At 40.7% G+C, this 23,308-nt stretch carries 23 protein-coding genes and 2 pseudogenes; 17 read left to right on the top strand and 8 right to left on the bottom strand.

Going from position 1 to position 23,308, the window contains the following annotated elements:
- The first annotated feature begins 618 nt into the window (after positions 1 to 618).
- The 4 genes from CDC33_RS11975 to CDC33_RS11965 are packed head-to-tail and all read left to right on the top strand — an operon-like array spanning position 619 to position 2,363.
- Positions 619 to 1,014: a four helix bundle protein gene (locus tag CDC33_RS11975; protein ID WP_109007605.1), complete on the top strand. Its 396-nt coding sequence runs from the start codon at positions 619 to 621 to the stop codon at positions 1,012 to 1,014.
- 3 nt (positions 1,015 to 1,017) lie between these two features.
- Positions 1,018 to 1,899, top strand: a complete 882-nt coding sequence (locus CDC33_RS40335) for a transposase (protein WP_244919205.1) — start codon at positions 1,018 to 1,020, stop codon at positions 1,897 to 1,899.
- A complete protein-coding gene (locus tag CDC33_RS38635) occupies positions 1,883 to 2,035 on the top strand; it encodes a hypothetical protein (RefSeq protein WP_181373980.1) in 153 nt (50 codons plus the stop codon). Before CDC33_RS40335 ends, CDC33_RS38635 begins: the two co-directional genes overlap by 17 nt.
- A complete protein-coding gene (locus CDC33_RS11965) occupies positions 2,007 to 2,363 on the top strand; it encodes a hypothetical protein (protein ID WP_109008668.1) in 357 nt (118 codons plus the stop codon). The genes CDC33_RS38635 and CDC33_RS11965 overlap by 29 nt, the downstream gene beginning before the upstream one ends.
- A gap of 492 nt (positions 2,364 to 2,855) precedes the next feature.
- On the opposite strand, the gene CDC33_RS11955 is transcribed toward CDC33_RS11965, so the two are convergent.
- Positions 2,856 to 3,683, bottom strand: a complete 828-nt coding sequence (locus CDC33_RS11955; protein WP_109006873.1) for an IS982 family transposase — start codon at positions 3,681 to 3,683, stop codon at positions 2,856 to 2,858.
- Positions 3,684 to 3,927: 244 nt separating this feature from the next.
- Between CDC33_RS11955 and CDC33_RS11950 the strand changes: the two genes are divergently transcribed.
- The 5 genes and pseudogenes from CDC33_RS11950 (at position 3,928) to CDC33_RS11930 (ending at position 6,915) form a co-directional block, all read left to right on the top strand.
- On the top strand, positions 3,928 to 4,584 hold the full coding sequence (locus tag CDC33_RS11950) for a class I SAM-dependent methyltransferase family protein (protein WP_109008666.1): 657 nt from the start codon (positions 3,928 to 3,930) through the stop codon (positions 4,582 to 4,584).
- A gap of 3 nt (positions 4,585 to 4,587) precedes the next feature.
- A pseudogene (locus CDC33_RS11945) lies at positions 4,588 to 5,469 on the top strand (glutathione S-transferase family protein); the annotation flags it as partial.
- 23 nt (positions 5,470 to 5,492) lie between these two features.
- Positions 5,493 to 5,966: a globin family protein gene (locus tag CDC33_RS11940; RefSeq protein ID WP_244919204.1), complete on the top strand. Its 474-nt coding sequence runs from the start codon at positions 5,493 to 5,495 to the stop codon at positions 5,964 to 5,966.
- A 154-nt stretch (positions 5,967 to 6,120) separates the two neighbouring features.
- Positions 6,121 to 6,561, top strand: coding sequence for an FAD-binding protein (locus CDC33_RS11935; protein WP_244919203.1), 441 nt, complete (start codon positions 6,121 to 6,123; stop codon positions 6,559 to 6,561).
- A gap of 12 nt (positions 6,562 to 6,573) precedes the next feature.
- A complete protein-coding gene (locus CDC33_RS11930) occupies positions 6,574 to 6,915 on the top strand; it encodes a 4Fe-4S dicluster domain-containing protein (RefSeq protein WP_109008665.1) in 342 nt (113 codons plus the stop codon).
- A gap of 10 nt (positions 6,916 to 6,925) precedes the next feature.
- On the opposite strand, the gene CDC33_RS11925 is transcribed toward CDC33_RS11930, so the two are convergent.
- Positions 6,926 to 7,945, bottom strand: coding sequence for an isopenicillin N synthase family dioxygenase (locus tag CDC33_RS11925; protein ID WP_109008664.1), 1,020 nt, complete (start codon positions 7,943 to 7,945; stop codon positions 6,926 to 6,928).
- A gap of 274 nt (positions 7,946 to 8,219) precedes the next feature.
- Between CDC33_RS11925 and CDC33_RS11920 the strand changes: the two genes are divergently transcribed.
- From CDC33_RS11920 to CDC33_RS11905, 3 genes are all read left to right on the top strand, one after another.
- Positions 8,220 to 9,257: an NADP(H)-dependent aldo-keto reductase gene (locus tag CDC33_RS11920; protein WP_109008663.1), complete on the top strand. Its 1,038-nt coding sequence runs from the start codon at positions 8,220 to 8,222 to the stop codon at positions 9,255 to 9,257.
- Between the two features lie 256 nt (positions 9,258 to 9,513).
- Positions 9,514 to 9,831 carry a hypothetical protein gene (locus CDC33_RS11915; RefSeq protein ID WP_219930014.1) on the top strand — a complete coding sequence of 106 codons (318 nt, stop codon included), beginning with the start codon at positions 9,514 to 9,516 and terminating at the stop codon, positions 9,829 to 9,831.
- 318 nt (positions 9,832 to 10,149) lie between these two features.
- Positions 10,150 to 10,980, top strand: coding sequence for a phosphate/phosphite/phosphonate ABC transporter substrate-binding protein (locus CDC33_RS11905; protein WP_109008662.1), 831 nt, complete (start codon positions 10,150 to 10,152; stop codon positions 10,978 to 10,980).
- A 131-nt stretch (positions 10,981 to 11,111) separates the two neighbouring features.
- Here CDC33_RS11905 and CDC33_RS11900 read toward each other — a convergent pair whose 3' ends face one another.
- Positions 11,112 to 12,359, bottom strand: a complete 1,248-nt coding sequence (locus CDC33_RS11900) for a tetratricopeptide repeat protein (protein ID WP_109008661.1) — start codon at positions 12,357 to 12,359, stop codon at positions 11,112 to 11,114.
- 469 nt (positions 12,360 to 12,828) lie between these two features.
- Here CDC33_RS11900 and CDC33_RS11895 point away from each other — a divergent pair, with 469 nt between their 5' ends.
- Complete coding sequence (locus CDC33_RS11895; protein ID WP_109008660.1) at positions 12,829 to 15,168, top strand: monovalent cation:proton antiporter family protein; 2,340 nt, start codon at positions 12,829 to 12,831, stop codon at positions 15,166 to 15,168.
- 156 nt (positions 15,169 to 15,324) lie between these two features.
- A complete protein-coding gene (locus CDC33_RS11890) occupies positions 15,325 to 17,109 on the top strand; it encodes a diguanylate cyclase domain-containing protein (protein WP_109008659.1) in 1,785 nt (594 codons plus the stop codon).
- 150 nt (positions 17,110 to 17,259) lie between these two features.
- Here CDC33_RS11890 and CDC33_RS11885 read toward each other — a convergent pair whose 3' ends face one another.
- Positions 17,260 to 17,475 (bottom strand): Hfq-related RNA-binding protein, encoded by a 216-nt coding sequence (locus tag CDC33_RS11885; RefSeq protein ID WP_109012548.1) that lies wholly within the window; start codon positions 17,473 to 17,475, stop codon positions 17,260 to 17,262.
- Positions 17,476 to 17,544: 69 nt separating this feature from the next.
- Here CDC33_RS11885 and dapF point away from each other — a divergent pair, with 69 nt between their 5' ends.
- Together dapF and CDC33_RS11875 are read left to right on the top strand one after the other, a co-directional pair.
- The gene (dapF, locus tag CDC33_RS11880) at positions 17,545 to 18,384 is read left to right on the top strand and encodes a diaminopimelate epimerase (protein WP_109008658.1); all 840 of its coding nucleotides are present in this window, start codon (positions 17,545 to 17,547) and stop codon (positions 18,382 to 18,384) included.
- 208 nt (positions 18,385 to 18,592) lie between these two features.
- Positions 18,593 to 18,976 (top strand): helix-turn-helix domain-containing protein, encoded by a 384-nt coding sequence (locus CDC33_RS11875; protein ID WP_219930013.1) that lies wholly within the window; start codon positions 18,593 to 18,595, stop codon positions 18,974 to 18,976.
- A gap of 205 nt (positions 18,977 to 19,181) precedes the next feature.
- On the opposite strand, the gene CDC33_RS11870 is transcribed toward CDC33_RS11875, so the two are convergent.
- From CDC33_RS11870 to ada, 3 genes are all read right to left on the bottom strand, one after another.
- Positions 19,182 to 20,198 (bottom strand): DMT family transporter, encoded by a 1,017-nt coding sequence (locus CDC33_RS11870; protein ID WP_109008656.1) that lies wholly within the window; start codon positions 20,196 to 20,198, stop codon positions 19,182 to 19,184.
- Between the two features lie 97 nt (positions 20,199 to 20,295).
- On the bottom strand, positions 20,296 to 20,925 hold the full coding sequence (locus CDC33_RS11865) for a DNA-3-methyladenine glycosylase family protein (RefSeq protein ID WP_109008655.1): 630 nt from the start codon (positions 20,923 to 20,925) through the stop codon (positions 20,296 to 20,298).
- Positions 20,926 to 21,067: 142 nt separating this feature from the next.
- Positions 21,068 to 22,153 (bottom strand): bifunctional DNA-binding transcriptional regulator/O6-methylguanine-DNA methyltransferase Ada, encoded by a 1,086-nt coding sequence (gene ada / locus CDC33_RS11860; RefSeq protein ID WP_109008654.1) that lies wholly within the window; start codon positions 22,151 to 22,153, stop codon positions 21,068 to 21,070.
- 175 nt (positions 22,154 to 22,328) lie between these two features.
- On the opposite strand from ada, the gene CDC33_RS11855 reads away from it, so the two are divergent.
- Complete coding sequence (locus CDC33_RS11855) at positions 22,329 to 22,562, top strand: hypothetical protein (protein ID WP_109008653.1); 234 nt, start codon at positions 22,329 to 22,331, stop codon at positions 22,560 to 22,562.
- Between the two features lie 166 nt (positions 22,563 to 22,728).
- Here the strand turns inward: CDC33_RS11855 and CDC33_RS11850 are convergent.
- Positions 22,729 to 23,073 (bottom strand): annotated as a pseudogene (locus CDC33_RS11850) (Uma2 family endonuclease); the annotation flags it as partial.
- Between the last annotated feature and the right edge of the window lie 235 nt (positions 23,074 to 23,308).

Raw genomic sequence — 23,308 nt, 5'->3', positions numbered from 1 at the left:
CAAGAGAGCAATTGTGTAACTCATAATAAAAATATTAGTCAATCAGGAGTTTACGTTCTTAACCTTAAAGGGTCTAAATCTCCTTCTAAATAAAACATAAAAGTCTTCTGCCTCTTACCTCTTCAACAAAAGCAGATTTGCGTTAAAGGTAATACAAAGTGTTCTTGCTTGAATCCCACGTTTTCTAACGTGGGTTTTTTTACCTTCTGAATTAAATTTTAGTTTTTTTAATAAAAATCAATAATTTTAAGTATGACAATTTTTGGGAGCATCTCACTTTTGCAAATATAAGCATAAGTGAGGAAAGATAGTTACATTATTTGACACTCCTTAGCAAGTGCAACTACCATGACCAGAAGAGGCAGGGGAGCAAAGAGCAAGGGAGGGAAAGATTTCAAGTTCCCCTGCCACAAGGGATTCAGAGCAAGTAAATTTATCTATGCCCAAAAAAATATTTATTTCGAGATGCACAGCACGAGAAATAATACGTCCTTAGTTCAGAGCCAATACATTTATGTATGGGGTTCTCCCCCTGCTCCCTGCCCCCCCCCTCACAAGTGTAGGTTTTTTACAAAAAACATCTAGAATGAGGTAAGACTAGGTAGACAAGGAGGGAAAGTGGACAAGGAGGAAGAACGCAGAAAAATTATAACCCACGAAGATTTAATCATCTACCAAAAAGCATTTCAGGCAGCTATAACTATTTTTGAGATATCAAAACGGTTCCCAGAGGAAGAAAGATACTCTCTTACAGACCAAATTCGTCGTTCATCTCGCTCAGTTTGTGCCAACTTAGCAGAGGCTTGGCGAAAAAGAAGATATAAAGCCTCATTTATCGCTAAATTAAACGAATGTGAAGCAGAAGCAGCAGAAACCCAGGTTTGGCTGAAGTTTGCTCTCAGATATCAGTATTTATCGATAGAAGAGGAAAAAAATTTATCTGGTGCATATAATCAAGTATTAAGCGGATTAGTCAAGATGATTAATCAACCAGAAGATTGGTTAATTGGTTGAAGAATGCTAAAGAATAAGTATCTCAAAGAATGGGCGAAAATTGTTAGTTATCATTTCCCTGATCTATCTTTGCCAGAAGTAGCAGGTTTAGCTACTTGGAGCTTTGGGATAGTAATGACAGGCTCAAGTAGTCTAACCAGAGTCTCAGAATTTATCGGCAGGCTTAATCAAGAGAACACTAATGCAGTTCGACAAAGACTAAAAGAATGGTATCAAGAAGCAGATGCCAAAACAGGAAAAAAAAGAACTGCTATAGATGTAACTAAGTGCTTTGCTCCCCTACTCCAATGGATTTTGAGTATGTGGAACAGTGAAGAAAAATGGCTTCCTCTTGCGGTAGATAGCACTAATATTGGACAACACTTCACGGTTCTTTCTGTTCATGTTCTCTATCGGGGTTGCGGCATTCCTGTAGCTTGGAAAATTGTCAAAGGAACAGAAAAAGGAGCTTGGAAACCTCATTGGCAGCAATTATTCCAATCATTGAAAGATGTTGTTCCTCCGGAAATGCAAGTCGTTGTTTCAGCAGATAGAGGACTCTATGCTGACTGGTTGTTTGACGCAATTTGCGCTTTGAATTGGCATCCTTTTTTACGAATTAATTATACTGGAACATATCAAATTAGAGGAGAGACCGAATGGCAGTTTTTAGATAAACTAGTACAAAAAACAGGGACGAGTTGGTCTGGAATAGTCACCTGTTTTAAAACTAATCCACTCAATTGCACAATACTTGCCCGTTGGGATGAAGGTTACAAAGATCCTTGGTTAATTGTCACGGATTTACTACCCCAACAAGGGGATGCTCTCTGGTATTCTTTACGTTCTTGGATTGAGTGTAGTTATCGGGAGGGAGCAACGCGAAAAAGTGAGATCGGGGTTTAGTTCTCAATTACACCCCTATATTCTCAACAAAATCTGGTTTTTTAGTTGCGATCGCATCCTGAAACAAGCTATATACGTCCCAGATTTTAGCACCTCACAAAATCGCGTTGCTCCCTTATCGGGATATCAAAAGTGATGGTTGGCAGTGGCATAAAACTCGTTTACGAGAACCAAATAGAGCCGAAAGGGTATGGTTAGCTATGGCTGTAGCTACCCTTTGGACTATAACAATTGGCACTGATATAGAGCCACATTACCTAAATAATTTATCGAAAGAACTTTCTCCAAATCATCTGGACAAAAAACAAGATATTCCCAAAAAAACTGTTTGTAAGATTTCTTGTTTTCTTCAAGGTTTAATTCATATTCTTGCTGACTTACTTAACGGCAAGGCTATTTCTTTAACTGGTTTGTTTCCACAACCCTACCACAGTACATCTGCTGCTGCTGCCAATACTTCCTAATCTCAATGAATGGTTCTGGCGTAAAAAAGCTTCCTTGTCTACTTTCCCCCCAAGTCTTCCAAGTCTTACCTCTTTCTAGATCTGATTGTAAAAAACCTACACTTGTGAGCCCCCCCCGCCCCTTGTCCTCTTCTTTGACCCCTGAAGACTCCCAACGTCTGGAAGCAGCAGAGATTCTTTATCGGAACACCAAGGCTGAACAGCTAAGAAGCTTTGAGAGTTTAGAAAAAACAGTGGACGCTTGGCTGCGTAGGCGTAGCCCGCCATAGGCATCGCTATTTTTGTAGGGACTGTGAAATGGAAGCGGTAACGGTGGAGGCTTCCCCAAAAAGTTTTCATAATAACCCAAGTTGCTGGTTATCGACTGATATGCACTTGTTATCACTCAATTCATGCGATCGCGTACAACAAAGTTGGTGCCTAGCGCCAACGTGCCGATGCCATTGTTGCCAGCATTCAGCTACTTAAATGCCTATTAGTTGTATAAATTACTTATTCAATAAAAGCTTGTTGAAGAGTAAAAGAAAAAATGAATGCTTGTAGCTTAAGTAAAAACCCTTGATAAGTGACTGCATGTATTGATTTTGGAAAAACACAAGTGATACTACTAAACACAGTTTCGATATAATGCCGAGTATGTTGTTTAATATATTGATTCCAAGGCTGGTCTTGACGCTTGGAGTTCTTTTTCCTCATGACTTTTAAAGAAATGTGACTTGTTTGTTCCAAGTCATCCTCAATCGTGTAGTCGGTGTAAGCTGAATCACCATAAATTTCACTACCAGGTGGTAGATTCAAGGGTAAGGCATTTAAAGCACGTACATCGTTGGCACTACCAGGCATAAACACAAATTCGACAGGAATACCATTTTTGGTTGTTAATAACTGAACTCGAACCCCGTAAAAATATCGTTTTTTCGATGCGATGTAACCTCTATACTGCGCCGACTGTATTATTTTTACATTAAAGATACGGATGTTATCGCAGATGGGCACTGGGAACGAGTCTAAAAGATATTCAGTGGAATCACTAATTTCCTTCAGTGCCATTCCCACTTGATGAAACAAGTCGTTGATTAACATTGAGACACTGTGTAATCTCCGGTTAAATCGTGACTTTTCTAACATATTAGATATCAACTTATGTTCTTTCATATAGGTACAAGCCTTACTATGATTACCATTAAAGAACATCGCCGATGTTATTGCCGTTGTAATAATTTCTGCGTCATTCATCTCTCGACGACAATCTTCATTATGCCCAATCGCCTTTAACAGGTCGTCTATGATAGCATATATGGAAATTATTTCGTTTAGCATTTAGCCCTCCTAATTTTCTCTTCTTGGAGGGCATTTTATTGCTTTACTGTCCCAAAGCGATCGCCCATAAGAGTAACTAGCAACTTGGGTTAATAATTACTGTCCTGAACACATTCATAGAAAATCAGGCTTGATTTTCTATGAATGTGTATGATACTCTGCCTTCATCTGTAAACTACGGTTAACCTATCAAATAACTGTAGCTTGCAATTATACAGTGTGCATCAAATGGGAATCACTCCTTATGCCAAAAGATTGGTATGAATGGCACGACCTATACGACACTGAGCCAAAATTGCAGCAGCGTCTAGAAATCGTGCAGGAATATATTGCTTACAGCTTGAATGCGTCGCCATCTGGAACTATCCGTGTGGTAAGTGTTTGCGCGGGTGATGGACGAGATTTACTAGGAACTTTAAAAAATCACTCTCGTGCAAAGGATGTTTCTGCACGGCTGGTTGAAATAAATTCAAATTTAGTTGAGCGTGGACGAGCAACCATAGAGTCTTTGGGTTTAGCCAAGCAAATTGAGTTTATCAATGGTGATGCAACTCTTGCCACTAACTATGTAGGAGCAATACCAGTAGATATCGTGATTGTGTGTGGTGTCTTTGGCAATCTGGCTGATGAGGCTGAACTCAATCGCTTACTAGATAACCTGAGTTTTCTGAGTAAACCAGGTGCTTTTGTCATTTGGACTCGTGGAGACTCCAACGGTATTACTTACTCTGACAATGTGCGGAAAATTTTAAGTGCATCTGGATTTGAAGAAGTAAACTTCAAGCTTACCGCCACGGGAGATATGGGTGTTGGTCTTAATCGATACAGGGGTGAAAACTTGGCTGCACCTAAAGAGCAACAGTTATTTGTGTTTTCCGGCATTCCTAGTAAAGCGAGGTAAAAAATGTCTATTCAAAACACAGTGTCAACTTGGGAAGAAGTTTTAGAGACTGCTAGAAAAAATACCTCTGCGCGTAGGGTAAAGAGGCCGGGACAATCTCCTTCTACTGCACCAATACCCAGCAGTTTACATAAACTTCCTCCAAACACAGAACCGCCAGTCTTGCTTTATCGAGATACTAATTCCTGGTGTCCTTTCTGCGAAAGAGTTTGGTTTGCTCTGGAAGAAAAGGAAATTCCCTTTGCAACTGAGTTTATTGATTTAAGTAATAAACCTAAATGGTACACTGACCTAGTTCCCACAACCCTTGTCCCAGCAGCAAAAATTGAGGGAAAGTTAGTATATGAATCTAAAGATATTCTCTTAGCTTTAGAAGAAAGGTTTCCACATCCAGCATTATTGCCGGAAAATCCAGAGGAAAATACTGTTGCTAGGCAGTTGGTTGAAGAAGCCGAGACTAACGGTTTTAAGGAGATTGCTTACAAATTCCTGAGAGAAACAGCTGTAGATGCTGATGAATTGGCATTACAAGCAGCATTTGAGGCGAAGTTAGATGAATTTGAGCAAGCTTTAGCTAAATATCCTGGCCCCTACTTTGTCAGTACATTTAGCTTAGTAGATATTGTGTATAGCCCCCATCTAGATAGATTGGCGGCTAATTTACCTGTTTATCGGGGATATCACCTCAAAGGAAATCCTCGCTTTCCTCGCATTAATGCTTGGTTTGACGCACTTAATCAGCGTCCTGCTTATCACAGGGTGAAGTCGGATAATATTACTAATAATTTATTGTTGCGTCGCAGATGGGGTGTAGAACCGATTGGAAATCCTTTACCTCTGGATGTGGCAGATAGTGAGAAAATTCAATATCGAGCTGAAGCAGCTGAAAGAGGGAGCAACGCGAAAAAGTGAGATCGGGGTTTAGTTCTCAATTACACCCCTATATTCTCAACAAAATCTGGTTTTTTAGTTGCGATCGCATCCTGAAACAAGCTATATACGTCCCAGATTTTAGCACCTCACAAAATCGCGTTGCTCCCGCTGAAAGATTGAGCGATAATCGGGAAGTTGCGATCGCAGATGTTATCAAAAATTCTGGAGTCCAAGCAATAGCAGCAGATGGTGATTTTACCACAGTTAAAGACGCTGTTGATTTTCACCTGCGACAACTGGCTGATTATCTGATTCATGGCAATGGCGAAACCTTACCTGGTGGTCGGACTGGTGGTAAAAATAGTAGTGTTGATCCCCTATTCGCTGCTGTCGGGGCTATTACTTTTGCATATTTGAGAAATCGCATCTGCGCCCCCCGTGATATGAGTGCTGGTGCAGCAACGGCGTTTCGCGCTGCGATCGATAAATTGTTAACTTCTGTTTATTAATTTTGTATACGTTGCTGAATGAATGAATTTGCCTTATGTACAGACGCAGCAAAAAGTTTGAGCGTTTCTGACTCCTGAATTCTGCTGTACTTTAGAGACTTTATTGAGGAAAAGGAATTGCTAACAGTCCATACGTCCTGCTGGTAAAGTGGGATTGCGATCGCAATCCCCCACTTCCAAAACATTCGATAGTCAAGCGATCGTGCGCGGTGTACAAGCCCAGATGTTCCCGTTGGAGAAGAATTACTTGCGTTCTGAGCAGGGACTTTTGGATTCTCTCGCCAAATTAGAAACGCTGTGGCAGCAAGTACAAGAAAACCCGAAACAAGATACAGTGCGCGATGTGGAATTTTCCCGCCGAGCGGCTGCTTTAACAGCTGTAGCACGATGGGCATATTTTAGCGCCTTACATCGCAAGGAAACGCGCAGTGAACATATTCGCATAGACTATCCCGAAACCGATCCAAATCAGCGTTATTACCAAGCAACAGGTGGCTTAGATAAGCTTTGGGTGAGGCGGGATTGGATTACGGATGCTCCTGCTACACCACCAATACAAACCACTCAAATCATACCTACTGTATCAAAGTTGTAGCAGGAGCATGTCATGATCGAGCTTGTCAGCCATAAACTCTGTATCAATTGCAATTTGTGCGTCCAAGTTTGCCCTACCAATGTCTTTGACTCGGTACCTGATCAACCACCTGCGATCGCCCGCCAGGAAGACTGTCAAACTTGTTTTTTATGTGAGGCATATTGCCCTGCGGATGCACTCTATGTTGCGCCTGAATCTCATACCAATGTTACAGTCAATGAGGATGATTTAATTGAAAGTGGCATCATGGGTGAATATCGTCGCCTCTTGGGTTGGGGATATGGCAGAAAAAACAATAGCGAATTAGATACGGCTCATAAACTGCGCCAACTGCCGCGTCCTTATCAAAGTTAATTTAAACTCTCTAAAGCACTTTTTGTTGTAGTTCTGGAAATACTTTAGAGACTTTATTCAAAAGATAATCGCCATAAGTCCCGCGAAATTCGTGGACACTAGCTTTATCCCAGCGATCGCTTTTATCATCATTCACTACTATGTCGTTCAGTTCAATGGGTTTGACTTCAACGTTAAAATTGGGATCAAAGAAGAACGGGAACGAAAGGCGATGACTTGTTGATAAGTTCTGAACGCGGTGGGGTGTTGAACGATACAGTCCTCGTGTCATGCGATCAAGCATATCCCCAATATTGCATACGAATGAACCAGGAATAGGAGGTGCATCTATCCAACCAGACTTTGATTTGACTTGTAATCCACCAACATTATCTTGTTTGAGTATAGTTAATACTCCATAATCTGTATGTTCACCAACGCCCCATTCAGATTTAGATAATGATGGATTGGGAGGGTAATTGAAAATCCGAAATAATATTAATGGATCTTTTGTATAACGTTCAGCAAAATAGGATTTTTCTAACCCCAAACTTAGAGCAATACCAGCCATTAAGGTGTGTCCAAGTTTGGTCATTGAGTCTATATAATCTAGAACTGTTTCCCTAAATTGGGGAATATTGGATGGAAAAAGATTTTGACCGTGCATTGGTACAGCAGCTTTCACCAATGGATGGTCTTCTTCTAGTTCTGCACCGAAGTAAATACCTTCTTTTAAGTCGGGTTTACCTGATGTCAACTCGTTACCCACAGGGAAATATCCTCGCCATGCTCTACCACCAAGAGCCATACGAATCTTCAGTTTAGTTTCTATATCCTGCGCGAAAAATTGGTGACTGAGATGTTCTAGTCGCTCTTGTAGTTGTTCATCAACTCCATGTCCGACAATATAGAAGAAACCGTAATCTTGGCAGGCTTGTCTAATTTGGTCTGCAATTACATCAGAATAGCTGCTAGTTTGAGAAACTAATGTACTAATATCAATGACGGGAACTTTTGAAAACTCTTTGTTTACAACTTGTAAGATTGTCATACTCTACTTTTATAGTCGTTTTTAGACTAATTATAATGTTGATGTTGGGTATGGCGATCGCTAACCCTAATAAAATATTTAGACAAACTATTCTGAGTAGAAATTTGTAAACTTATTTGTTATTCCTGTAATCCGGTAGAGATAACGTAGTATTATTTAAATAATTCTCAATTATTTCTGCAAACAGCAATAATCTACTGAACAAGGAGTAATTTATTGTCTAATAGAAATTACGTAAAAACTCTTGTTGAATTTAAAAAAATAATCCCAAAATATGCTATACAATCAGCTAGGTAATAGTGATCTAAAAGTTTCCGAAATTTGCCTTGGGACAATGACTTATGGGCAGCAAAATACTATTGAAGAAGCCCATCAGCAGCTAGATTATGCCATTAAACAGGGAATTAACTTCATTGATGCGGCTGAGATGTATCCAGTACCAACTAGTGCTGAAACCTATGGTTTAACCGAAACTTACATTGGAGAATGGTTAAAACATCAGCAGCGAGATCAACTAATAGTCGCTACTAAAATTGCAGGGCCTGGCCGTGGCTTTAAATGGCTACGTGATGGAGCTAAAGCCGTTGATAGAGACAATATCAAACAAGCTGTAGATGATAGTCTAAAAAGATTGCAGACAGACTATATTGATTTATATCAAATCCATTGGCCAGACCGTTATGTACCACGATTTGGACAAACAGTTTTCGACCCTAATCAAGTCGGAGAAACAGTTCCCATCACTGAACAGCTAGAAGTTTTTGCCGATGTCATAAATGCAGGTAAAATTCGCTATATCGGCTTAAGTAATGAAACTCCTTGGGGCATTGCACAATTTAGCCATGCAGCTAAACAATTAGGATTACCTAAAGTTGTTTCTATTCAAAATGCTTACAATTTACTCAATCGAGTTTTTGATGGCGCTCTTGCAGAAGCAGTTTATTACGAAAACGTTCCTTTACTAGCTTATAGCCCTTTGGGATTTGGCTATTTAACTGGTAAATACCTCAACGGTAAACCAGAAAAAGCAAGAGTTACTTTATTTGAAAACTTTGGTCAGCGATATTTAAAACCAAATGTTAGCAAAGCAGTAGCCGCTTATGTAGAAATTGCCAAACGCCATCAACTAAGTCCTGCACAATTAGCGATCGCATTTGTGCGGAGTCGTTGGTTTGTCGCCAGTACGATTATTGGTGCTACCACACTCGAACAACTTAAAGAGAATATAGAAAGCATCAATGTAGTTCTTGATAAAGATATCTTGGCTGAATTGGATTCAGTTCATACTCAATATCCGAACCCAGCACCCTAACAATTCGCAATTCGCAATTTGCAATTCGCAATTCGCAATGACGCTTCTACGTCGCTAACACAATTACGTTTTGTGATGGGGATTTAGATTTAGGCATCAAAACGCACTGCTTGATAGAAACAGGGGATTTAAACCCCTACCACTTGTTAAAAGTGTTGAGTTTTGAGTGCATCAAAGTAGGTTGGGTTAAGCTAGCGCAACCCAACAAAACAATACAAATTTGGGTTTAAAAATAGTCTCTAGTACCCTTAAATTTATGATGATCACAACAGCATCAGTTGACCAAAATACTATTCGTCGCCGTGGTACTGGTTTAAGAGCTTATAATCCTGACAAAGTATTCAAAGGTTATACCCTTTTTACACCACTTACAGGTAACGGAGAAGTATATCTTCTAAATCTAGAAGGAGAAGTAGTACATCAATGGAATCTGCCATATTCACCGGGTTTATATGCTTATCTTTTACCCAATGGCAACCTTTTTTATAATGGGAAAACGCTAGATATTCCGGCACATTTTCCTTTATGGGCTGCCTTTAAAGGTGGCGTTGTCTTAGAAGCAGATCCCAGTTGATTTCACCTTTTACCCTTGGTTTGAGCGTTGGGCTGCACTGAAGCACCATCGAGGCTTTGCACTACCAGAAGAATTCACTCGTCTACGTCAATGGAAAAAGGCTTTAAAACAACGTGATTCTGTGGTGGCGTTCGCTAACAGTAAGGAATTCTACATAGAGCGCTATGCTAGATTTACTACTCCTGTTGCTGCCTAGCATTACTTTTTGGTAGTCAAAATAATTTTCTCCCTAAGTTTTCGCTGCTCAAAAAGAATTTGAGCGGCGAAAAACTAAAGATTCTGGAGAATTTTCAGCCTGAAACTGCTATATAATAAAAAATGCCTAGATTTTATAAAAAGTTGCAAATTACATCTTATCTGGCTCCCAATTGGTTCGGATTCTATCAGGCGATCGCAGCTTATTTAGGTCGTGTTTTAAAAGTAGAATTCCAACTACAGCCAGGTGAATGTGATCCCTTAGAAGATCTCCAGTTATTTGAAGACCAAATAGACCTAGCTTTTATTTGTGGATTACCACTAATTCGGTATAGTCAAATAATTTCAAATCAATTCCAGACATTAGTTGCGCCAGTAATGCAATCATCACGATATAGCAACCGCCCTATTTACTATGCAGATATAATTGTCAATGCTAATAGTAATATCCAAAAGTTTGAAGATTTAGCAAAAAAAACATTTTGTTATAATGACCTTGGCTCTAACAGTGGTTATAATTTACTTTGTCATAAATTAATTGAAGAAAAATATCCTGAAAGTTTTTTTGGCAAAATGCTACAATCAGGTTCGCATCAACATTCAATTCGCTGGGTAGTTGAGGGATTGGCAGATTGTGCATCGATTGATAGTGTAGTGCTAGAACAGGAATTAAAAGATTTTCCCGAATTATTAAAGCATTTGCGTGTGGTGGAAGTGTTGGGTCCTTCCCCGATGCCACCTTTAGTAGTAGCACAGCGTCTAGGCATATCTTTAATTCAGCAAATGCAGTTAGCACTACTCCAACCAGATGCAGAGTTGCAAACAGTGATGGAACAGTTTGGAGTCAGACGTTTTGCTGTAGTGGAATTAAAAGACTATCAGATATTAAATCAGATTTATAGCGTAAGCGTAGCCCGTCGTAGATATCACTCTTGTGTTAGCTTGTCTAGGTAATATCATGTTCGCATAATTAGTTATGATTTCCAAAGTCATTGTACCCCACCCCTTAATCCCCTCCCCGCAAGCGGGCAGGGGAGACAAAGCGTAGCTTTGGTAGGGTGGGGTTCTTCGGATTTAATCAGTTTTTAAGACATGGCATAATCCCAACTCTGCTTTTGTGCTGACAAAACCACATCTTGATAAACTTGCTCAAATAATACTCGCTGTGCATGACTCCCTCCAATCTCATGCAAGCGTGGTAAAACAGGTTTCAATTCCGTAACAGTTGTGTGGAAATCGCCTTTGGCATGAGCTACCATTCCTCTAGCTGCGGGAATTGCTACTTCTATCCAACTCCGTCGCAGAAAGGGATTAATATTTAAGGTGTGATACTGCATATTCTGAAGCATTTGGTTCACCCAATCATGGTGTCCAGCTTTGGTAAGGGCATAGACATAATGCAAATCTTGGAATGGTAATGCGTGTTCATCAATCCGGCTGTAAAGATAAGGACTGATGCTTTGCCAACGGTTCTCGACATTTACACCGCACAATTCTAGGCGCAATAATAATGAAATTGCTCCTACTTGGTCTTTAGGAGATTGTTTGTTGGCACGTTCCCAAATATGCGTATCATAGAGTTTGAGAACTTTCTGGTAGTTTTCTAACTGCAAATAATATAGTGCAATGTGCCACCAGTTGTGAGTGTAGAGCATAGAGTTGCAGTTTTCCCAGGTGTCTGCAAAACTCTCCATCCAAGCTATCCCCTCATCGACTCTTCCCTGAGTTTCCATGACATGAGCGATCGCATGATGCGCCCAAGGATCATATCTATTTAAGGCGATCGCTTGACGTGCCATCTTTTCTGCTGCTTGGAGTTGATGACACTGTTCTAAACCAAATGCCACCATACCGGATAAATAATGATTTTCAGGATTGCTTAGTAAAACTTTTTGGGCAATTTCCAGTAATTTATCTTTATTGCCTGTATAAAAATAGTGATACTGTCCCTGCTGAACAGAAATCAAATCACGGGGAAACCTATTGGTAATTTCCTCATGAATAGCGATCGCTACATCAATCTCTTGATTTGTCCAAGCTGAAATTGCTTGCACATATAACTGTTCTCTAGGGGTAATCTTAGTGCAATATTGTTGTGCTGTTTGCAGATATGGTAGAGCTAGCTGCCAAGCTTTGCGGTTTTCTTGGGTGAGATAATAAGCAGCCGCATAAGCATTAGCTAATGCACAAGTGGGATCTGCTGCAATTGCTTGTAAAACTACTGTTTCTGCATCTTTACCATAACCAAGCATCTGATCAATAAAATGGTTAATTCCTGCGATCGCATTGGCTGAATCTGTTGTAACTACTAGTCCTTGTGCATCTTTGAGCATTATTAATTTCTTGCAGCAGATTTGTGAAGCAATTTATAAACTACGGTAAATCTATAGAAATAATGGACTTACAGGCTAGAGTATGTCATAGCTACGATAAAATTGCAAGGATAAAATACTGTAAATCGATAAAATAACCGTATTTTATTGTTATAAAGGTATTTTAGATGGGTTTGCCCTGAAGCGATGGCAGATGCTCAATCATACACTGCGATCGCTTTTCTATGCTTTTAAGTGCAACTCCCTTGTCTCATCCTCTTGACAAAATCCTTAAGAGATTGAATGAAACAGCCCTGCTTGTCCTCAAGTCCTCTTCCCCATACCCAATATGCACATTTTGTCGCACCTTTACTAGCAGCTAATTTATAAATTTAAGATTTCCTTTATGAATAGACTCTAAACAAGCTGTTTGAGATCATAAAACTTTGTATGCTGAATTAATAGGTCTTAAATAGTTCTTTTAAAACTGGTGCAAGAAGATTTTAGGTTAATTGTTGATTTAGTTTTAGTTTTAGGCGTTGCTGCCTGCGGTGGACTGTTGGCGGCACTTTTGCGACAACCTGTGCTGCTAGGGTATCTCATTGGGGGGATGATCATTGGCCCAGCCGGACTGGGATTGATTAAAGAACTTATTCAAGTAGAGACTCTGGCACAGTTCGGTGTCGCCTTTTTGCTATTCGCCTTGGGTGTGGAATTTTCTTTTGCGGAACTCAAGAAGGTAAAAGCGATCGCTCTTGGCGGAGGTGGACTCCAGATTGCTTTGACAATTTTGGTCACAGTTGTAGTATGCGGATTAACCGGAGCCTGGGGAACCTTACCAGCTAAGGGCATGTTCTTAGGGTGTATTCTATCCTTGTCTTCCACAGCAGTTGTCCTCAAGTGCTTGATGGAGCGCAACGAAACAGAAACGCCTCACGGGCAAGTGATGCTAGGGATTTTGGTAGTACAGGACTTAGCACTGGGACTGATGTTAGCAGTCTTACCAGCCCTCAACCAACCCCCAGAAACCATTGGTATCGCCGTACTAACAGCACTGCTGTGGATTGCTTTATTCGCTGCTGGTGCAATAGCTGCGGGGATTTGGCTGATACCGCCTTTGTTGCAATTGTTAGCCCGTACCGAAAGCCGAGAACTATTTTTATTAGGAGTTGTAGCCCTTTGTTTGGGCATTGCTCTGTTGACAGAGTATTTGGGGCTATCGATTGAGATGGGGGCATTTGTCGCCGGTTTGATGATTTCTGAGGTGGAATACGCTGATCAAACCTTGACTTATGTGGAACCATTGCGAGATATCTTTGCCAGTTTATTTTTTGCCGCCATTGGCATGTTAATCGACCCAGTGTTTTTGTGGAACAACCTGGAATTGATTTTAGGACTGGTGGCACTAGTTTTCGTAGGTAAATTTTTGATTATCACGCCCCTAGTAAAGCTGTTTGGCTACCCTTTGAAAACAGCGATAATCGCCGGTTTGGGACTGGCGCAAATTGGGGAATTTTCCTTTGTTCTCGCCAGCGAAGGGCAATCTTTGGGGCTGGTGTCCCGACAGATATACTTATTAATTTTGGGAACTACCGCAGTCACTCTCATGCTGACTCCCTTTGTCCTGCGGTTAGTGCCATTTTTATTTAATTTTGCCGAATCAATGCCCTGGTTGAAACCTTATTTACAAGAAGATCAGGTACGGGATATGTCGGAAGATTTGCCTTTTAAAGACCATCTGGTAGTCTGCGGCTATGGGCGAGTCGGCAAAAATTTAGTCAAGTTATTCCTGCAACACGACCTACCTGTGGTAGTAATCGACCAATCAGAGAGTAGAATTCAGCAGTTGCGTGAGGCTGGGGTGTCTTATGTCTATGGCAATTGCGTAAGTTTACATGTTCTAGAAACTGCCGGAGTGAATCATGCCAAAGGAATGGCGATCGCACTTCCAGACCCCATAAGTACCCGTCTTTGCTTGAAACGCGCTTTGGAATTGCGACCAGAATTAGATTTGGTTGTCCGTGCTACCCAGGATAAAAATATTGAAGTGCTGTATCAATTGGGGGCAAAAGAAGTTGTGCAACCAGAGTTTGAAGCCAGCTTAGAAATGGCAACTCATTTATTAACTAGCTTAGGCTTGTTGTCGCCAGCTGTCGTCCAACGGGAAATGCAGCAAATCCGCAACGATCATTATTTAGATTTTCGCCCAGAGCGTTCTGCTACTGAAGTTGCTCGTGATTTGCGCCAAGCAACTCGCGATCTAAATCAGCGCTGGTATCCTCTACCATCTGATTCGCCCTTAATTGGTATGAGCATAGAAGAAGCAGATATGCGCTACTTAACAGGAGCGAGTTTGATGGCAATTCGCCGCGCTAACGGCGATGAAATCGATTATCCCAATAATCAAACCAAATTGGAAGCAGGCGATCGCTTGCTAGTAGTGGGAGCAGATGAAGAATTGGCGGCCTTGGCAGAATTCGCCAAAGGACAAGCTGCTGTTCCCGGAGAAAATAGTGCTTGCCAGTGGGTTACAGTCAATGCAGATACGCCAACCCTTGGTAAAACCCTTGCAGATTTAGATATCACCAAGCAATATGGAGTACAAGTACAGGCGATCCGGCGTGATGGTAAGTTTATCCGTTATCCTGATGGCAGCATGGACTTGCGAGTTGGCGATCAAGTATTGTTATGCGGTAGCTTGACAGGTTTGAGTCAACTAGAAGGGTTATTTGCGATCGCTACTTCAGTACCCCTTTCCATCCCAATAGTCAAAGCTGCTGAGGCAGAAGCGCTTAAAGAGTTTTTGCCTGCCGATAATGTGAGTGATTGATAATCGACTGGCGTCAATAAGCCGTTCAATCCAGCGATCGCTACTTTGGGGTGGTAGTGATATCAAGTCCGGTTAATCACTTATGATTAACGCATCTGTGCAAAAATCCCAAAGTATATATCTTCATCTTTAATTATTAGTGGAATTATCAGGGTAATGTTATACAAAAGCTTACATATCATCACAAAAGTATCTGCCAATCTGGTCTGTAAGCTTTTAGGACAGCCTAGTATTAGTAATTTAGAAACTCAACTGCATGATAAACACATTCAAATTCAGCAGCTAGAAGAGCAAGAAAGGGCACTTTACCGAGTAATTAGCAAAATCCGAGCTTCTCTTGAGTTAGAAACAATTTTTCGTACAGCCACTAAGGAAACTTGCAAGTTACTCCGCGTCGAGAGGATTGCCGTTTATCGTTTCTATGAAAACTGGGGCGGAGAATTTGTCAGCGACTTTGAGTTTGCAGAAACAGGATGGGATGATGTAGAGAAATTAGGAAAAAATACAGTTTGGAGTGACTCTTATCTACAAGAACATCAAGGTGGACGGTATCGTAATAATGAAACTTTAGTTGCTTCAGATGTCTACGTAGCAGGCTTGTCTCAATGTCATTTAGAAATTTTAGAACAGTTCCATATTCGAGCTTATGCAACTGCACCAATTTTTGTTGGAAAAAAACTGTGGGGAGTGCTTGCTGCTTATCAGCACTCACAGCCACATGAATGGAAACAATTAGAAATTCAGTTTCTGTCTCAGATTGCAATACAATTAGGATTTGCAGTTAAACAAGCAGAATTTTTAGCTCAAGCAGAACAAAAAGCAGCAGAACTGTATAAAGCGAATCAGCAGCAAGATATTCTGTTTAACTTAGTTGCTGAAATTCGTGAATCTCTAAATCTAGACATCTTGTTTAAGACTACTGTACGAGAAATTCGTAAAGCTCTTCGTAGCGATCGCGTCAGTATCTTTCGATTTGACCTAAAATCAAACTATACCTCTGGACAATTTGTCTCCGAGAATGTATTGCCTGACTACGATTCTACGATCGCCATAAAGGTGAAGGATCATTGTTTTGGTGAAAAATATGCAGTTGCTTATCAGCAAGGGCGTATGCAGATATTATCAGATGTTCATCAAGCTGGGCTAAAGGATTGCCACCTTCAACTGTTAGAGCAATTTCAAATCAAGGCGCAAATTATTGCACCTCTAATGAAAGGGAAAATTTTATGGGGATTACTATGTGTTCAGCAGTGCCGTTGTTCACGCGAATGGGAAACCTCTGAAATTCAATTTATCCGACAGTTAGCAGCTCAGTTTAATGTAGCTTTAGAACATTCCGAACTATTAGAGCAATCCCGCTCTCAAGCTAATCAACTTGCTCAAACGAACCATGCTTTAGAACTTGCAAATTCTCAGCTAGAAAAAATTAGTAAGTTAGATGCTCTAACCCAAATTGCAAACCGTCATTGTTTTGATGAATTTTTAGAGCAAGAATGGAATCGATTAAAACTAAGTGAAAATTATTTATCTTTAATTATGTTTGATATCGACTATTTCAAGGATTATAACGATTCTTATGGACATCTAGCTGGGGATGAATGCTTAATACAAGTTGCTCGTGCAGCACAATCTGTATTAAAGCGTCCAACCGATCTACTAGCTCGTTATGGTGGTGAAGAATTTATTGTCATTTTGCCAAATACGAACGAATCAGGTGCGATTAAAGTAACTAAGTTGATTCAAAAATCTATTCAAGAATTAAAGATTGCCCATAAAAAGAAAGATAATTTTCAATATTTTGTGACTGTCAGTTTAGGTGTTGCAATTCAAAGACCAACAGATAAAAGTTCAGCTCAAGACTTGATTAACGCAGCCGACAAAGCTTTGTATAAAGCTAAAGACCAAGGACGCAATAGGTGGGTTTGTGCTGCAAAACTCTAAGTCTAGTGACGAGGAATAGGGATTCAAAAAGAGGCAGGGCAGCAGGGGGAGGTTCAGACGGGGATTGAAACCCTTGCTCCACTTCGTTTTACAGCAGGGCAGAAGGAGCATTCTCCCTGCCCCTGCTCCTGTGATTTTTCTGCCTCACTCCTAACTCACTTTTGGCTTGATGTAGGCGATCGCCTGTTTCCAAACGGTGTGCTGACTGTTTGCATCCGCAATACAGATACACTGTGGATCTTGCCATATAACCTTTCCTGTCAGCACATCACCAGTTAGCAGCTTTAACTCTACTGGCGTTGTTTGTTTAATCAGGTTTTGGACTTGGATAATACTGGGTAAAGTGGTGTCAAATTCGGTAAGCATTTTTAGTAAAGATGAACCTACAAGGCAAAATAAAGAGTAACTAATCCTTGATAATTCATCCTTAAAGAAATGGCAATCGAATTTACTAAGTATCATGGTCTAGGCAACGACTTTATTCTGATTGACAATCGCTCGTCATCAGTGCCTGTAGTGACTCCAGAGCAAGCCATCAAGTTGTGCGATCGCCATTTTGGCATCGGTGCTGATGGTGTAATTTTTGCTCTACCTGGAGAAAATGGCACTGACTATACCATGCGGATTTTTAATTCCGATGGTTCAGAACCAGAAATGTGTGGCAATGGCATTCGCTGTTTAGCTGGCTTTTTAGCAGACTTAGAAGGCGAATCCCGAAATCAAGACTCATATCACATTCATACTTTGGGTGGTGTAATGACTCCCCAACTGTTAGCTGATGGTCAAGTTAAAGTAGACATGGGTTTACCCAGGTTACTCGCTAGCGAAATTCCGACTAATCTTACACCCGCCCAAGAAAAAGTAATTTCTCAGCCGTTAGAGGTGGCGGGGCAAACTTGGGATGTCACTTGTGTAAATATGGGAAATCCTCACTGCATTACCTTTGTGGAAGATGCAGCAGCAATTGAGCTAGAAACCATCGGCCCGAAATTCGAGCATCACCCAGCTTTCCCTCAACGCATAAATACCGAATTTATTCAAGTGGTACGCCGTGACTATTTGAAAATGCGGGTGTGGGAACGGGGTGCTGGAATTACATTAGCTTGCGGGACTGGTGCTTGTGCTTCTTTGGTAGCTGGAGTGTTAACTGGGAAATGCGATCGCACTGCCACTGTAGAATTACCAGGTGGCCCCTTGCAAATTGAATGGTCAGAAATCGACCAACGAGTTTATATGACAGGCCCGGCTGAACGAGTATTCACGGGTATACTGTAACCGACTTACTATTGGCATTACTCAAGTAGTAGTGCCAATGGTAATTCTTGCTGTGATGTCTGCGGTGGGCTGTGCCATCAAGTCGGGCGATCGCCTGTTTTGTCAATTAACAAGCAAAAACCTCACAAGTTCCTCACATTTTATTTTTATATTTAAACTGAAGCAATAAATCAATAAAAAATATTATCTTTTGATGAAAGCATATCCAATGGATCTCCGCGAAAAAATAGTTAAAGCACATATTCAGGAGAAAATATCAATTCGGAAAGTGGCAATAAAATTTGATGTCAGCAAAAGCCTAGTTCAAAAACTGGTAAAACAACAAAAGCTTGATGGAAATTTACAACCGAAGCAGCGAGGAAAACCGCAGTCTAGTCATCTCAGAAATGCTGAAGTAGAGTTAAGAGAACTGGTTGCAGAAAATCATGATGCAACAATAGTAGAGTTATGTGAATTATTTGCAATGAAGACTGGAAATTGGGTGAGTCGAAGTGCAATGTGTCGCTCCTTACAAAAATTGGGATTAAATCGGAAAAAAAAACATTGCAAAGTAGCCAAGCAGCAACTCCAAGAGTCCAAAAGCTTAGAGTAGAATACTGGGAAAAAGTCAGAAATATAGAGCCAGAAAATTTAGTATTTTTAGATGAGACAGGAGTTTTACTTGGTTTGGCAAGAACTCATGCACGTTCACAGATAGGAACAAGAGTATAAGAGCTAAAACCATTTTTAGGTGTTGTTCCTTCTGCCTTCTGCCCTCAGCAAGAACTGCCTTTTTCAAATCAGGTCGAACCCGTTTCTTATTTTGTGGAACTGGCGGATGGATCTATTTCTGCTGGAGATTGGATATGGGTATTAACTTTAGATTGTATAGATTCTTTATTAGAAATTGCTAGATATATACCCCCTACAATTAGAGCCAACCCTAACAAGTTAAAAATACTCAAGTTTTCCGAGAAAAGTATCCAAGCAAGAATCGCAACAATCACTGGATTGAGTAGTAAAAGTAAAGAGATAAATCCTGATGAAAAATTTTTGAGGCTGTATACAATTAGCCCATGACCCAAGGCTTCGCAAATAGCTCCTAGCGCAAATATTACTAACCACCCTGACAAGGTAACTGGAAAAACTTGTTTTTCAAAGATTAGTACTACTGGTATCATCAATGTAGTTGCGATCGCACAGCGCCACACGAGGATGGTGAGAATTGAAAACTTATTGCTGATCTGCTCGATAAGTAAAAAGTTTGCTGCATAAAATATCGATGATATGAGAGCAACAACATCACCTGTAATATTATTATTAGAACGCAATAAATCTTCAAATCCGACTGCGATCGCACCGATTATGGCTAAGATCAGACCAATGATAAATTTACGTCCAAAAATTTGATTAAAAAATAGCCATCCTCCTAAAGTAGTAAATAGCGGATTGAGGCTACCCAAGGCATTAGCATTAGCAGCACCAGTCTGAGTTAGCGCCCAAGTCCAAGATAATCGACCTAATACATGAACTAGACCCACTGCGATTAAAAGCGCTATCTCTTTGATTGGATAAGGCTGCTGTGGTAAGACAGGTTTATCTTCTGTAATTTGAGTCCGTACTTGGTTAATTCCACTCCAGAATCCAAAGATAATAGTCGCTATCCATAATCGATTAAATAATGTAGCAACAGCGCTCATTTCTCTAACAGCGACTTTAATAAATATTGCTGTTGAAGATAAAGCTAATAATGCAATTATTACTGCGATTATTGGCAGGATTTTTGAAGTTTTATCAGAGTTTTCTGGTGTTAGGCTTAATTGATTTTCTGGCATTTAGTTTATATTTATTATACGAACCGCCTTCTCTACGAAAGGCTTCCGCCAACGCGTAGCGTCTCGTTAGAGAAGTGCGCTAAGGGAGAAAGAGTAATTATTTGGGATTACTCAGGTAATAATGCCATAGAAGTCTTGCCGCAACTGCTCGCCACGGTCGCCAGTGCTGTGTTGTGGCTTCTAGTTGTGCTGGCGTTGGACGCGTCGCTAAGTTTTTGAGTTTTTGGAAAGCGATCGCGATCGCTAAATCGCCTTTAGGAAAGACATCAGGACGTTGCAGCGCCATTAACAAATAAATATCAACTGTCCAGTCTCCTATACCTTTAAGACGCTTTAACTCAGTTCTGATAGTAGTTTCATCCATTATTTCCAGCTTAGTTAGCTCAAGCTGACCAGTTGCAATAGCATTCGCCAATCCACGACAGTATAGAATTTTTTGCCGACTGAATCCAATTGCTCTCAATTCAACATCATCCAATATCAGAAAATTTTCTGGCGTCAGAGTTACAACAACCGCACATAGCCGCGTAAATACAGCCCTTGCAGCTGCTACCGAAACTTGCTGTTCCAGAATTATACACAACAGCGTTGCAAAACCCGGTTGTCTTTGCCACATCGGTGGTGGCCCTAGTGTTTCTAAAATCCAAGCCAAATCGCTATCAAGATTGGCAAGCACCATTAAACCACGGGTAAGACTTTCTGGAGTCAACGATTCTATAGGAATCATATTTAATTTTTGAACAAAATTAGGTATTGTAGGGTGTGTTAGAACGCAGTTCGTAACGCACCAAACCCTTGATGATGGTGCGTTACGCTATCGCTAACACACCCTACGTATCTTTTCAGAAATCAAATACTAGTCCTATAGTTCAGGTCTTTGAGCCATCTTTGATAAATTTCGATTCTTGTGTAAGCAGTTTTTGTTTGCGCTCAATTCCCCAGTGATAACCACCAAGACTGCCATCACTCCGCAGCACCCGATGACACGGTACAATTAGCGCGATCGGATTAGCTCCACAAGCATTACCTACAGCGCGGACTGCCTGGGGTTTGGCAATATTATGGGCAATATCAGTGTAAGTGCGGGTTTCGCCATAAGGAATTTTTTGTAATGCTTCCCACACCTGTTTTTGAAATGCTGTCCCACGGACATCAAGTGGTAAATCAAGGTGTATTTCACCTCCTGCAATGAAGTCGAGGATTGCTTGTATCCATTCTTTGTGTGTGTGGTCATCACGCATAATGTGCGCTTGGTGAAATTCCTGGTTCAAGATATGTTCAAGCTTGTCTGCTTCATCACCTAGCTTAACGGCACAGATACCCTTCTCTGTTGTTGCCACAAGTAAATATCCTAGTGGACATGGAGCGATCGCATAAACTATGCTGATTGTCTTTCCAGCTTGTTGGTAAGTCTTTGGTGTCATTCCCAGTTGTTTAGGTGCTTTCTCATACACTTGGCTACTTGAACCATATCCCGTGTCGTAAACTGCATGAGCAATTTCTTCGCCTGACTGAAGACGCTGCTTCAATCGTTGGCTACGCAGCGCATCTGCATATTGAAAAGGGGATACGCCAATTATTTGCTTGAATACCTTTTGCAGATAACTGGGACTCATTCCCACTTGAGAGGATAATTCTGAGAGGGTTGGGATGCGATCGCCTTGTGCTTCAATGTATCGACATGCTGCTAAAACTTTCGCCTTAGCCGGATTTGGAACTGTTTCAAATTGTGGCTGACAGCGCTTACAAGCTCGAAAACCTGCAATTTCAGCCTCTTGTGCCGATTGGAAGAAACAAACTTGATTGCGATTTGGTCTGCGACTAGGGCAAATAGGTCTGCAATAAACGCCTGTAGAGCGAACACCGTAGAAAAACTTGCCGTCAATTGTGGGATCTCGATTGAGAACTGCTTCCCAAAAAGTTTCTTCCAAGACTGGTGTTTGTTGTAATTGCATTAATGCCTCCTTCAATATATTTTTTATTAAGGAATTAATTTGCTTTCATCACCCTATCGTCAATGACAACTAAATCCGCAAAGATGAGCCTGATGCTGGTAAATGTTCACTGAAGATAAACGTAACCGTTCACAATAATGAATAAAGTGATGATAATACGTCGTTGAGTGAGATCATGCACAGTTTAAGTCTACGCAAAACACAAGAAACGGATCTCGATTATGTTCTGCAAGCCGAGTATGATGACGATAATCGACAGTACATCATTCCTTGGTCATATCAACATCATCTTCAAGCGATCGCTGATTCTGATATTGCTCATCTGATTGTGGAAACAGAAACAAAAATTGGCTACGTTATTTTGGCTGGACTGCTTAATTTAATGTTAGTAAATCTATTCATGTTCTAAGTGAGAATAGATTAGCTGTATCGAAAAACTACTTTCTATCTGATTGTTGCGATCAAAGTTGATTATCTCAGTTTTTTAATGTACAAACTCGTGAGCGCAGATCCCCGACTTCATAAAAGTTGTTGGGGTTATGGCTTATTATGAATGATTCAGGGTAGGCAATTACTCACCAAATTTCTACCAAATCTAAAACAAATCCTGGCAAAACATCTTCTCTCGATAAACTTTTAGGACTTTGTAAAATCTCAACTTCTCGATTGGGATGATAAATTTCTACCTGTTGCTGTCCTCTATTAATTAACCAGCCTAATCTGGCGCCATTCTCCATGTATTCCCTCATTTTGGTTCGCGTTTTTTCTAAGGAATCACTTGGAGACATTAACTCAATTACAAAATCAGGACACAAAGGAGCAAATCTTTCTTTTTCTGCTTCGCTTAAAGCATTCCACCGTTCCATTTTCACCCAGGAAGCATCTGGAGAACGCTCTGCACCATTGGGAAGTTTGAAACCCTTCATCTTGTATCTAGCTTCCCTCTCCAATATATCGGCTACGGTGTACACACAAGTCGAATTACCCCCCTTAATCCCCCCGATGTATTGGCTACGGTGTACACACAAGTCGGAAAAACTTCATCTACTAAAGATTTGCAGTTCGTTACGCTGGCGTGACAAAGCTAAATTCTTGCAATCATTGCGTACGCATTTGTTATTTCGGCGTACTCATTTGCTATTTCGGGGTACGCAT

The sequence above is a fragment of the Nostoc commune NIES-4072 genome, assembly GCF_003113895.1.
GTDB classification, from domain to species: domain Bacteria; phylum Cyanobacteriota; class Cyanobacteriia; order Cyanobacteriales; family Nostocaceae; genus Nostoc; species Nostoc commune.
This window is presented reverse-complemented; position numbering and strand designations above follow the sequence as displayed.